Below are 13,330 nucleotides of genomic sequence, written 5' to 3'. Positions count from 1 at the left end.
AAATTTCACCAGAATCAGCAAGGTGCAGCCTGGACCAACAGATTGGAAAGCCACCGGGCGTTTCCGATGTTTTCGTATATCCGGACCCCAAAGGCCTATGTCGCGAACCCTCCCAGAAGAGTTGACCGCACCGGAACTGGACGTGCTGTCGCCTATGTTATCCAGGGAGGGTGAATCATGGACGGCCGATTATCAGGGCCTGACCCTGCGAACGGCGTTACAACCCATATTCAGTATTTCTCACAAACGCATTGTCGGCTACGAGGCTCTGATCCGCGCTTTTGACCCCGACAATGCAGCCGTGCTCCCACTGCACCTGTTTGAACTGCCGGCGTCCGATGCGGAAAATCTGTTGCTTGACCGACTCTGCCGTTACTTGCACATCCGCAATTATTCGAATTTCCACGACCAGCTTAACTGGTTGTTCCTGAACGTTTCTCCACGAGTGGTCTCGGCAGGCAACCGGGCTGACTCGTTTTTTGGGGAGTTGCTGAAGAAAACCGGGCTGCCCCCTCACCGTATCGTGATGGAAATCGTTGAGCAGCCCACCGACGACGCCGACCGGCTGCGGGAGACCGTTGCTTACTACCAGCAACTGGGGTGCCTGACCGCCATTGATGACTTCGGCGCTGGCCACTCCAATTTCGAGCGCATCTGGAATTTATCACCAGACATTGTAAAGCTCGACCGCAAATTGCTGACCCGTGCCACCGATGACCGCAAAGCCCGGCAGATTCTTAACGGTATTGTCTCGCTGCTCCACCAGTCAGGATGTCTGGTCCTGCTGGAAGGCGTGGAAACCCACCACCAGGCCATGATTGCCATCGATGCGGGGGTCGATTTTGTACAGGGTTTCTATTTCCGCAAGCCCAGCATCTCACTGGCGGACATCCCCGGTGAAGTGACGGATCTGGACGGATTGCTGAAAGACTACAAGAGCAAGAACCGGATAAAGCAGGACCCAACCCAACAGCTGACATCCTTTTTCGAGGGATTCTTTCGCAATGCGGTAGACAGGCTCAGCCAGGGCATGGTGATGAAGGAAGCCTGCAATACCCTGCTGAATCACCCGGCGGTCTCGCGATGTTATCTGGTGGATGAGAGCGGCGTTCAGATCGACGATACCCTGGTTTCAGAAGCCATGGCCAGCAGCCTTGACCCCCGCTTCCGCCCCCTGGAAAGCACCACCAGCGCCGACTGGTACCGCCAGCAATATTTGCGGCAGGCTATCGCCCTGCCAGGCTACCTGCAGGTGACGGCTCCCTACCTCTGCATTACCGGTGCCTACATGTGTGTAACCCTGTCCCTGGGCTATTATCATAATGGACAACTGAGGGTGCTTTGCTGCGATATTCTCGCCAACCCCACCGAAACGGCGGTCAGGAAAGCCTGATTCCGTAGACCAGGGAAATCACCCCCACCGTGACCAGCCCAATAAACAGATTCATCGGCAGGCCAATCTTCACGAAATCCATGAACCGGTAGCCACCGGGGCCGAAGACCATCATATTGGTCTGGTAGCCCAGGGGAGTAGCAAAACTGGCAGATGCGGCCATCATCACCGCAATGACGTAGGGCTCGGAGGCAATACCCAGTGAGGCAGTCATCGACAGCACGATGGGTAGCACCAGCACCGCCGCAGCGTTGTTGGTGATCACTTCAGTGAGTACTGACACGGAAAAATACACCAGCAGGACCGTCAGCAACGGATGCCCACTGCTGACATTCAGTATCCCCTCGGCCACAAATGCTGCTGCGCCGGTTTCCTGCAGCGCCGCGCCCAACGCAAATGAGGCGGCGATGGTGAGCATGACGGGCACGTCCACCGCTTTCTGTGCCTGACCAACCGAACAGCAGCCACTGAGTACCATCAGCGCCGCCCCCATCAACGCGGCGTTGAGCATGCTCAATACCCCAAAGGCGGCGGCCCCCACCAGTACCAGTAGTATTCCCCAGGACAGATACGCGCGGTCGTGACGGGGCGTTTCCGTTTCCAGGTCATTGATCAGCAGGAAGTCCTTGGCGTACCGCTGGCGGCTGACAAACGCGGGACGGGCCTCTAGCAGCAGAACATCCCCCGGTTTGAGACGAATATTACCCAGGTTACCGGATACCCGCTCACCGCCCCGCGCAACCGCCAGCACTACCGCCCCGTATCGGTCCCGGAACCGGGCATCGCGGATGGTCAGGCCAAGCACTTCAGACTGGGGCGATAGCGCGGCCTCCACCAGCCGTCGCTCTGCCCGGTCTTTACTCAGGCTAGGTTCGTCGTCGTGAACAGAGGGCACAATGCCGTTGATACGCAACAGATCGGAAATGGCCTGGGTATCCCCGGCAAACACCAGCCGGTCACCTCCCCGCAGGCGCTCCTCCGAGGGCACAGCGGTGACCACACTGCCATCCCGCTCGATCTCAACCAGGTAGAGCCGCTCCAGCTCACGCAGGCCGGCTTCACCAACGCTCTTGCCTACCAAGGGTCCATCGAAGGCAACAGCCACCTCCAGGGTGAACTCCCGCATGGAACCAAATTTCTGCTGGTCCTTGCGGTCAGGCAGCGCGCGCGGCAGCACCAGAAGCATGGCCGCTACGCCAATCACCGCGACCGGCAACCCGACGGCGGTAATGGAGAATATCGAAAAGCCCGCTTCCCCGGTTAGCTGCTGGTACTGACCATTGACCACCAGGTTGGTACTGGTGCCAATCAAAGTCAGGGTACCACCGAGGATGGCGGAGTAACTCAGGGGCATCATCAGCTTCGATGGAGATATGCCGATCTTTCTTGACCAGGCGTGTACCGCCGGAATCATGGTGGCAACGACGGGGGTGTTATTAAGGAAGCCGCTCAGTAACGCAACGGGGAACGCAATCCGGGCCTGGGCAGAACGTACGGTACGGGGCGACCGCAGAAGGTGATTGACCACGAGGTCCACGCCACCGGAGTGATGGATACCGGCAGCCACTACAAACATTGCAACAACGGTTATCAGGCCGGTGTTGCTGAATCCGGCGAGAGCCTGATCGGCAGCGACAATACCACTGGCACTCAGCACGATCAGCACGCCCAGCATGACAAGATGTGGGCCAAAACGCCCGACACTCATCAACAGCAACGCTACCACCGCGAGGCTTAAAGCAAACCAGCCCTGCCAGTCCATCTGGTGTTCCCCTGGATAAAAGGCGCAGGATACCGAGTTTGCAGAAGACTTAGAAAGAATAAAGGATGCTTTTTAAAGCACTTTAAGATATATAATAAACCCCCTACCAACCCTCGGTCGGCACACCATGCTCTTCAAGGTAATCGCCGTGCTGCTCCAGATAGTTTTCCGTTGCGACCGCAAAGTCACCGGGATCGCCTTCTGTCTCCGTGGCCTGCATGCGCATCACTTCCACCTCATTGCCAATCTGGTTCAGGATCCAGACCACCACGGTGCCTCCGGGGGCCAGACCAATGGTCATGGTGTGCCGGGGGCTCATACGTAACCCATCATAAGCCTTGAACGGTGCAGGTTCCCGCATCTGGTCCAGAAGGCCGGGCGGCACTTCAATCAGTTTGGTGTAATATTTCTGTTCGGCAAAGGAGAACCAGCGAAGGAAGATCAGTTCGGGGAAAGGGTCCGCGGCTGTTCCCTTACCCGAAGGCCCGTGGGGCCCTTTCCAACAACATGCAACGCTACCAATGGGTTGACGCCAGCTCCGTTCTCCACTCTTCTCCAGAAACATGTCGATCACCCACACTTCGTAATTCATGGGTGCCGCTATCTTGATGTTCCACGGTTCACGGCTATCAGGCGACGAAGCACAAGCGCTGACCAGAAATATTGTCAGAGTCAGCCACAGAATCACAATTTTTCTAACCATCAGCAGCCTTCCTGTTGCGGGTACACCCTGCGTTCCCTCGATGACGCTGGGGCATGTGGCCTGACATGGCGGAACAGGCTTACCCGCACGGGCACCTCGCCGATCAGTGTTTCAAAACTGTTATAGTTCGCGGAGTAGTGAATATAACGTTGCAACAACAACTCGTGGCTCTCCCTGGATAGAGAAGGCTCATCGTCTCCCTGTTTGACCTGCTGCATAAGCTTGTCGAGTATGGCTTTCAACTCTTCAGGCATTGTTTCATCCCGCTTCGTCGCACCTACATCCTTCAATGGCACCCCCTTGTCTGTTGCAAGCCGGTGCATCATTCGCAGGGCCACCCGGGAATAGTCGCCACGAACCTGTCGGGTCATGCGCAGTGCCAACTCTACCTCACCTTCCGGTGCGGGATGGTCTTTTCGGTTTGTCACTATGTCCAAGCTGGCATCACCTTCCGAGCCAGGGTTGGCCTCCCAGTTGTGGGGTTTGCGGGACTGCCGAACCGGTAAACTGTGGAGGCCAATCCAGCCCTCAGCTGCCACTTGTGTTCGCAATGCCTCAAGGTTATCCCATTCCATACTCTTCTCTGGCCAGCGCAGCCGGCTCGGTGGCACCGGCAATAGCGGACTGATCAAGACCTCCTCTCGCTGACTGTCACCGTATCCACCACCAATGTCCGAGTGGGCTCCGGGTAGCGCGATTTCACGGAAATTAGCAGGAAGGGTACCGTTCGGACTACGAAGACTATTCAGGGCGAAGTTCTTGCGGTGCTCGTGGGTAGCGGTTAGATGCACCGCATGATCAACCTGACCGGGGTCCAGATAGAGCTTAACAGGACTGTTGCGGGCATTGTCCGCAGCCAGGTCGCCGGCAAAAACGTTGACGATACCAGCAACAGTGTCATACAGCCCAACGAAACGGATGCGAACCTCCTTTGGCCAGGCGACGCCGTACTCACTCAAAACCTTTGCCAGCAGCCCCCCTGGGCCAATATTAATCTCATGCGCTGCATGACGAGCCGCTGCCGCACCGCGGCTAAAACCAAAAAGATCGACTTTCAGTTGGTCACTTTGTTTACCTTGCAGGTCTTCTCTCATCTGCATGGCCAGCTGTGAAAATGCATAGTGAACCTGGCGAATAACGCCAGCAGCTCCCAAGCCGGTAGCTGCACCGTACAATGAATCTTCGCTACCCGACTTTGAACCGGCGCCCGGTGCGTAAATGCTTCGACGAAAAGTAATTTTATTGTCTGACCTTAGTTGTCTATTTGGGTACAAATCCCATAGTTTCGCCACATTACTCGGAGCATTGGAGTAACTGCCACCCAGCATCAGACCCAAACGACGTTCACATTCTTCCTGGCTTATTTCATCGTTCTCAAAGGGAGCCAGACACTCTTTCTCCAACTGCTCCTTAAAAACCCGGGTGTTCGTCGCATTATTCAAGGTCCCATCTGTAAAAATCCCCACCTCCAGATGAATACCGGCCGGTTCTTCCGACTTCTTAGTGGCATCAGTCGCTGGACTGGCAGTGGCAGGAAGCGGTATCACCGACGCGGCACTCCCTAGAGGTAGTGTCAGTGCACTTCCAGATGACGATTGTCTCTGATGGTTTTCGGCGTGATGCCGGATTTGCATGTCGATGCCAAATGTCCGACTCCGGAATCCGCCAATTCCCGCAGGATTGCTGCTACGCAACTGCTCCGGGGTAACCGCCCATTCATTCAGCTTTGCCACGTCGTTTTCGAGGAATGCGCCAACAATCAGCGTGTTCACTTTCCACTGGCCACCGCCAGGAAAGTGTTCGCCGGGGTGCCAGGTAACTACCGGGGACACTGGAAAGCCGTCCACGGGACCAAGGACCAGCAACAGCTCACCGTTGCGAACCTGGTCCTGGAGGGTATCGGGATAGGCATTACGCCCATAAGGCTTGCGGGGGAGGTCCTGAGGTAGCTGCAATGCAGAAAACGGGTCGGCCAACAGGTGCTGAACCTTATTGGCGGCCAAAAACGGGCTTTCAATACGAGGAAGATCATAGGCGGTCAAATCCCTTGACCGGACAAGTTTCATCGTCACCACTCCTTGCTGACGTTGTTGTTTAAGCTGTTGCGGACACCATCACACCTCGATGTCTGCCATATTGCCGTAGGTTTCCAGCCAGACCCGACGATCGGAGGCGCGCTTTTTGCCCAGTAGCATATCCATACGGGCGTCGGTGTCGTCACCATCGGCAATGGTAAGCATCACCAGCCTGCGGGTATCCGGAGCCATGGTGGTTTCCCGAAGCTGGAGAGGGTTCATCTCGCCCAGGCCCTTGAAACGGGTGACCGAGATTTTGCCACGCCGGTTTTCCGCCGCGAGACGGTCGAGAATGCCCTGCTTTTCATGTTCATCCAGGGCGTAGAAGGTTTCCTTGCCCAGATCCACCCTGTACAGGGGTGGCATGGCAACGAACACATGGCCGGCAGCAACCAGCGGGCGGAAATGCTTGACGAACAGCGCACACAGCAAAGTGGCGATGTGCAGCCCGTCTGAGTCTGCATCGGCGAGGATACAGATCTTGTTATAGCGTAGCCCCTCGAGTTTGTCGGAGCCCGGGTCTACGCCGACGGCGACGGCAATGTCGTGGACTTCCTGGGACGCAAGGATCTCGCCGGAATCCACTTCCCAGGTATTGAGAATCTTCCCCCGCAACGGCATCACGGCCTGGAAGTCCCGGTCGCGGGCCTGCTTGGCAGAGCCACCGGCTGAATCCCCTTCCACCAGAAACAGTTCCGAGCGGTTGCTGTCGCTGCCTGAGCAGTCCGCCAGCTTGCCAGGCAGTGCCGGGCCAGAGGTGACCCTTTTACGGGCGACTTTCTTGCTGGCACGAAGGCGGCGCTGGGCGTTGCTGATGAACAGTTCTGCCAGCATTTCGGCAACGGCGGTGTGCTGGTTAAGCCACAAACTGAAAGCATCCTTGACCACGCCGGAGATAAACGCCGCCGCTTCCCGCGACGAGAGACGCTCCTTGGTCTGGCCGGAGAACTGGGGCTCCTGCATTTTGAACGACAGCACGTAGGCGCAGCGCTCCCAGATATCCTCCGGCGACAGCTTCACCCCGCGGGGCAGGAGGCTGCGGAACTCGCAGAATTCCCGCATGGCTTCAAGCAGGCCCGTACGCAGCCCATTGACGTGGGTGCCCCCTTGGGCGGTGGGAATCAGGTTAACGTAGCTTTCCATCACCGCTTCGCCACCTTCCGGCAGCCACTGGATGGCCCAGTCCACTGCTTCCTTGTTACCGGAAAAGCTGCCGGTGAAAGGCTCCAGCGGCACCGCTTCGATGTCTGCCAGTTCGGTGCGCAGATAATCACGCAAACCGCCTTCATAGCACCATTCGTCCTTGTCACCGGTCTGCTCCTGCAGGAAGGTGACGTTCAGGCCCGGGCAAAGTACGGCCTTGGCCCGCAGATTATGGCGCAAGCGGCTGACAGAGAATTTCGGGCTGTCGAAGTAGCTGGGATCGGGGGTGAACTTCAGCCGGGTACCGGTGTTACGCTTGCCAACGGTGTCGACAACGGCGAGGTCGGTTTCCTTGTGGCCATTTGCGAAGGTCATCCGGTGCAATTGCCCGTCGCGCTTGATCAGTACTTCAAGATGCGTCGACAGGGCGTTGACCACTGACACCCCTACCCCGTGCAGACCACCAGAGAAGTTGTAATTACCCTCCGAGAACTTGCCACCGGCATGAAGGCGGGTAAGAATCAGTTCCACACCGGGCACGCCGTGCTCTTTGTGCATGTCCACCGGCATGCCACGGCCATCGTCTTCCACGCTGAGTGACCCGTCGCTGTGGAGGATCACGTCTATCCGGCGGGCGTGGCCTGCCAGGGCTTCGTCAACGCTGTTATCAATGACTTCCTGGGCCAGATGGTTAGGGCGACTGGTGTCGGTGTACATGCCCGGGCGTTTGCGGACCGGGTCCAGACCACTCAGAACTTCGATGGCATCGGCGTTGTACAGTTTCTGACTCATGGGAAGGAAGCGACTCCACGGGTTTGTTATTAAGCTGGCCCATAGCTTATGGATTCACGGGGAAAGATCAACGGTTGATTTGTGCAGGTGAGGATCAGCGCAGCCCCACAGGACAGTTAGCGCTGGCGTGTAGTGGTTTCCAGGCCTTTGCCGGATACCCTGAGCTGCTCCCAGTCATCTGGGGTGATGGCAATGATGGCGCAGGGCGTGGTGAGCGCCTGGGTGACCATGGCATCCGGAGCGGGCGTCCTGACATCGAGGGTCAGCTCCAGCACGTTGGCCGCTATCTCCGCGGAGTCCAGGGTCAAACCATAGCCCCCGGTAGCCTTCTGGCCCAGCCCCACAAGCACCAGATGCTCCGTTTCGAGATCAATAGCCCGGAGCTTTTTCATCGCAAGGTTGCCGGATGGCAGGCGCCCGAGCTTGTCCAGCTCGCTGGCATTGCTGATATAGACCAGCCCCGGCGCGGTCAGGCCGCAATGGTCTGACTCGGTGACCTGCCTTGCCAGCGGTGCCCCGGTGGCAGTTGCGGACCGGTTAACGGCACAACCAGCGACCAGGACGGTGGCGAGGGTCAGTGCTGTGATATCCCTGAAACGTTTGATCAAGGTTGGTTCTCCACACTACGAGTTGGCACCTTCTCCTGCCCCTTTTCATCACCGGACTTCAGGCGATAGCCTTCAAACCCAACCCGGGGCAGGCCCATGGCAGAGATGGTCGGTCGGCGGAAACTGGTGCTTAACCTTACCCCGCCGAGTGACTCGCCACCAATTACAATTTTTTCCGGGAGCCCGTTGACCGGGTATTCCGCACAAGCTTCTCCGTTCTCACAGATCAGGCCATTGTTGTCGATGTCGGTGCCGGCCACCAGGAAATACTCTCCCGGCTCGACCTGATCAAAGGCAAATCGGTACTGGCCACCACTTGCCGACACCACCGTCTGCTCAATGGTATTGCGGGCATCATCAGCGCTGACCAGAAGCACATAATGCCTGCCTGCGTCGCGGTCGTCTGCGGATGTGCCCAGACGCAGAGAAACCGGGACCGTCAGGGTTGCGGCATCGCCATTCTGTGGATCGTAGTCAATGGACAGTTCGGTCGTGTAACGCTGATTATCATTGAGCCCAGAGGTGTCCACCGAAAGGGTGAGCGACTGGGATGGGTCGGTCGGAGCCTCCCCCAGAGTGAGCCAGGCCGCGCCGGCGGTTACTCGGGTGATAGTGACCGGCTCTCCTTCGGGATAGACGGAAAACTCGAGTTCCGCACTCAGAACAGCCGGGTTGAACTGCAGCGCCGACGGAGAGGTCCCGAGGGTGATGGGGAAGTTGCCGTCCAATGCGGCATCCATGGCCGCAAGGGCGTTAATCAGCCCGGCACCGTACTCAAAAGCAGGGCCCACCTCTTCCGTCAGAGCACCACTTCTTAACAGATTACGGAACTCCCCAGGCGTGATGGTGGACTCTCCTTTCATCAGGGCGTAGATACCCGCCACGTGAGGTGCTGCCATGGAGGTTCCCTGAAGGCCGGCATAGCCAGGCTCGAACGATCCACTGTCATCCCTGCCCCAGGTGCTGATAATCACGTCCGCGGTTCCATCCTGATTGGCGTCCCGGCTCGCGTCACCGCCCGGTGCGACCACGTCCACGGACTCGCCCACATTGGAATAAGAGGCACGTTTGCCGCCTCCGTCCACAGCGCCCACGCCGATGACGTTGGGATAAGCAGCCGGGTACGTTGGCTCGTCTGTGCCCTGATTGCCAGCAGCAGCCACCACGAGCTTTCCATTCCCACCATTCCAGGCCGCATCAATGGCGTTCTTGAGAGCGTCACTGGGCCCCAGACCACCAAGGCTGAGGTTGATTACATCGATTTCACTGCGACCGGCTGCCCAGTTCAGTGCAGCAATCAGGTCGGCAGAAGAGCCTACGCCGTCTCGACCAAGAACCCTGACCGGATAAATGCTGGCGCCGGGCGCCATGCCGACAATACCTTCGGCGTTATCCACCGCTGCGGCAATGCCGGCTACGTGGGTGCCGTGGAAATTACTGCTTCGGGCCTTGCCGTCGCCGGGGTCGGCGGGGTTGGCGTCTCGGCCTGGTTCCTGATCAATATCCAGATCACCGGACACATAATCCATGAGTTGACCGGATATCAGTTGAACATTTGCCGCCAGGTCCGGGTGCCAGGCACCGCTGGTTGCAGGGGGTGATCGAAACACCCCGGTATCCATTACCGCGATACCGATCCCGGCACCCACCTTTGGCGCAGCCTGCCAGGCCATGGGCGCTCTTGTCAGTGGCAGATTCCATTGTCTGTCATAGAGCGGGTCATTCCCCGGAGAGACCTGTTGAGAGGTGTACAGATAATTGGGCTCGGCTGCGACGACACCGGGCTGCTCACGAAGCTCCCTTATCCAGCCCAGGGTTTCCTTGCGGGCATCCCGCAACTGGCTGGCGGACATGGCACCGACATTTCGGGCGCTGTCCCTGCGCATCAGCCAGGCACCCCGGCCCAGGTCCCGTCGTTCCGATACCGCCATGGCTGCAGCCTTTGAACTGCCACCGGATTCTGACTCAAAACTCACGATGGCTTCGTCCATCATGAAAGCAGGCTCGGAATAGCTGGTATTCATGACACTGCCAGAGGCCTGGCCCGCCAATGTAAGAACATAACGGAACGGAGTACCCCCGGTAGTGCTGACTTCGATAAGATAGGAGCCAGGGTCTGCCGCCTCCGGGAGGGTAGCAATCAGTGCACGTAGATCACTGGAGGTGCTATCGGAATCCACCTCCACCAGGCTTGCCCCCTCCTGTTTGAGGATACGCAGGTTTCGATCTGGCAGTGGCTGACTCTGGTCCGGCGACAAGAATGTCTGCACGGCTACCCGGTCACCAGGTGACAGTTCCGCCGTGTAAAAGTCCTCGGTATCTTCAAAGAAATCGAAACGATCCGGAGTTCCCGTGTTGTAGGTACCTTCGGTGGAACTGAGATAACCGCCCGCAATCACCCCGGAAGGCAGCGCCTGGGCAGATCCGGGCGTGCCATTGTCCACCGACTCACTGAGGCGGATGTCGTCAGCCGTGTCTGAATCCACCCGCGTTCCGCTTTCTATATCAACAGTCCCGGCCAGGTCAGGCGGGTCTTCGGTGCTTCCGCCCGAGCCTCCACCACCACACCCCGATAGCATCAGCGCAAATAACAGAAAACCAGAGGCGACAGGCACAATCCGGAACATAATAATTTCACCAGAGCGACATCGTGGATACGCGAGAACAACTTTCCTTGTTCTTCCGCATGATAGCTAAATAATGTTGGTAGCATCGGATACGTTGCAAACTTTTCATCAGATGCAAAAAACCGCCTTCAGATTACCCCGAAGGCGGTTTCTTTATAGTGACAAACGGTTACAGCGCGTAAAACAGCAATGGCACGAAGGCAGCTGTCAGCAACGTTGGCCCCATCACCACGAGCGGCAATAGCAAACGCTCATACCGATGCCAGAAAGAGCCGGTGCGCTCGGCCGCCAGCACCTCGGTTTCACCAACCACCTGCCGTGTCAGCAGATGGTTCAGTGCCACAGGCGGGCTCAGGTATCCCAGTTCAAAGGCCACCAGGCACACGATCCAGAAGTGCAGCGGGTCAATGCCGAGCTGGATGGCCGGCTGGGCTATGGTTGCGGACACCAGGATAACCGCGCCGAACGGGTCCATCACCATTCCAATCACAGTCAGCATTACGACGATTACCAGCATGGCCACCCAGGGGCTGGTCAGGTCTTCGGGGAACAGCGCATGAACAATCTCAGAGCGCTCCAGGATACCACCAAGGCAAATGGAGAAACCGATCAGTGCCAGCAAGGCACCGATGTGCACGGCGGAGTCGCTGGCGGCAGCTGTACTGCGCATCCAGAACGCCCGGCCTCTCGATTGCCCCTGTTCATCAGGGTCCTTTCCGGAGTCCAGGTAGACCAGCGCCAGCATCACCAGCGGCAGGATCATCGGCGCACTGTACTCATTGAACCCGAGCCCGAGGATCAACCAGATGGCAAGAATCACCACCGCAGCGACAGCGGCGTAAGGCGCCAGTGGCCGTAGTTCGGCAAGGGATTTCCTGAAGGCCCCGGGGGCCGGGCGTGGTTTCCAGTTGCCCTGGGTTTTGCAGACCACTACCGAAAACAGCGTCGCTGACATGATAAACACCCAGAAGCCCCAGCCATACATCTCGGATGTGGTCACTTCCTTGTTCAGGGCAGCCACTACCACGATCAGCAGGCAGGGGTTCAGCACCACACCCAGGCTGCCGGACATCGCCGTTGTTGCCAGGGAAAGCTGACGCCCCGCCCCGCTCTTGCGCATCTCATCATAGACAACGCCGCCAACGGCCAGGATAAAAATACCCGAAGCACCCGTGAATGCAGTAGGAAAGGCGGTGGCGAAAATTATCACCGAGGCCAGCATGGGTGCGGGGAGATGGTATGGCTTGATCACGTTCAGCAGCAGTTCCGGAATTCTGGTCTGCTTGAGGGCCATACCCACCAGCACATAAAGGCCGATATTGATAAACATGGACGACAGGTTGGTCATCATGCCGAAGTAAATGGCCAGGCCGGAGGAGTAGCCATCGATGAAGAAGAAGTAACTCATCGCAATCAGTCCCATGGCGCAATACAAGGGCAGAACCAGGCCGGAGGATGCTGCCAGCACTCCCGGCCTCATTCGAGCCGGTACGGAGAGGATACGCACGAAGTTGATGGCCATGAACAGGCCAAAAACGGCTGCCCAGGCGTACTGCAGCACCATGGCATCGTCCGAGCCGGGGGATGACGACAACCGGCCCACATAGGAAAACAGCGAATACACCATCAGCCCGTTGACCACGAACTGCATACCCTGGCTCAGACGCCATTCTGCGCGGTTACGGGGCAACCTCAGGGCAATATGGTCGGCATCCAGTGCGGATATGGCGGCGGCCATGGCAAACATGGCAATGAACAGGTACTTGGTCAGCTCGATATTATCCAGCAGGAAATCCGCAAACCCCTGCTCAACCGCCTTGAACACGGCCAGCGCGTCGGTAGCGTGCTTCTGGTTTTCCTGGTACAGAAAATGTTTCTCCTGACAAAGCGCCAGGTTCTTTTCCAGGGAGTTGCGGATCGCGTCCGGGTCGGGCGGCGAGCTGAACAGGTCATCGGGGTCGGGCTCATAGGCCTCGACCCGCTTTTCAACTTCCGCATCGATATCCATGACCAGTTGGCACGTTGGCTCCGTGGCGTCCGGGTCCAGCAGATAGTAGTTTGGCCAGGTTTGCTCACCCACCCACAGCATGCGGGAGTGAAGTGAGTTCCCCATACCCAGAAGAAGCGTGAAGATAAGGAGCAGCAGGAGAATAACCCCGTGCAACCGGTGCACGGGGTACAGCGTTTTCGAGCCTGCGGCTGATAATGCTCGCCAGTTCATGGAGTA

The 13,330-nt window shown here is 57.9% G+C and carries 8 protein-coding genes; 1 reads left to right on the top strand and 7 read right to left on the bottom strand.

Features of this window, described 5'->3' with window-relative positions:
* Positions 1-97 precede the first annotated feature (97 nt).
* Positions 98-1,393, top strand: a complete 1,296-nt coding sequence (locus ABJM11_RS03250) for an EAL domain-containing protein (protein WP_348295828.1) — start codon at positions 98-100, stop codon at positions 1,391-1,393.
* Here the strand turns inward: ABJM11_RS03250 and ABJM11_RS03245 are convergent.
* The 7 genes from ABJM11_RS03245 to ABJM11_RS03215 all read right to left on the bottom strand — a co-directional run bounded on the left by ABJM11_RS03245 (position 1,380) and on the right by ABJM11_RS03215 (position 13,324).
* Complete coding sequence (locus ABJM11_RS03245; protein ID WP_348295829.1) at positions 1,380-3,155, bottom strand: SLC13 family permease; 1,776 nt, start codon at positions 3,153-3,155, stop codon at positions 1,380-1,382. The two genes, ABJM11_RS03250 and ABJM11_RS03245, sit on opposite strands and share 14 nt — an antisense overlap.
* A gap of 103 nt (positions 3,156-3,258) precedes the next feature.
* Positions 3,259-3,858, bottom strand: coding sequence for a DUF2931 family protein (locus ABJM11_RS03240; RefSeq protein WP_348295830.1), 600 nt, complete (start codon positions 3,856-3,858; stop codon positions 3,259-3,261).
* Positions 3,858-5,924 (bottom strand): DUF2235 domain-containing protein, encoded by a 2,067-nt coding sequence (locus tag ABJM11_RS03235; protein ID WP_348295831.1) that lies wholly within the window; start codon positions 5,922-5,924, stop codon positions 3,858-3,860. The genes ABJM11_RS03240 and ABJM11_RS03235 overlap by 1 nt, the downstream gene beginning before the upstream one ends.
* Before the next feature lie 48 nt (positions 5,925-5,972).
* Positions 5,973-7,868, bottom strand: a complete 1,896-nt coding sequence (gene parE, locus ABJM11_RS03230) for a DNA topoisomerase IV subunit B (protein WP_348295832.1) — start codon at positions 7,866-7,868, stop codon at positions 5,973-5,975.
* 116 nt (positions 7,869-7,984) lie between these two features.
* Entirely contained in the window at positions 7,985-8,476 is a 492-nt protein-coding gene (locus tag ABJM11_RS03225) for a protease complex subunit PrcB family protein (RefSeq protein ID WP_348295833.1), read from the bottom strand.
* The gene (locus ABJM11_RS03220; RefSeq protein WP_348295834.1) at positions 8,473-11,103 is read right to left on the bottom strand and encodes a S8 family serine peptidase; all 2,631 of its coding nucleotides are present in this window, start codon (positions 11,101-11,103) and stop codon (positions 8,473-8,475) included. The genes ABJM11_RS03225 and ABJM11_RS03220 overlap by 4 nt, the downstream gene beginning before the upstream one ends.
* Before the next feature lie 169 nt (positions 11,104-11,272).
* Positions 11,273-13,324, bottom strand: a complete 2,052-nt coding sequence (locus ABJM11_RS03215) for a TRAP transporter large permease subunit (protein WP_348295835.1) — start codon at positions 13,322-13,324, stop codon at positions 11,273-11,275.
* Positions 13,325-13,330: the final 6 nt, after the last annotated feature.

The sequence above is a fragment of the Marinobacter sp. genome (assembly GCF_039977835.1).
In the GTDB taxonomy this organism is placed as follows: domain Bacteria; phylum Pseudomonadota; class Gammaproteobacteria; order Pseudomonadales; family Oleiphilaceae; genus Marinobacter.
Note: the sequence above shows the minus strand (reverse complement) of the source record. Positions and strands in the feature narration are given on the sequence as shown.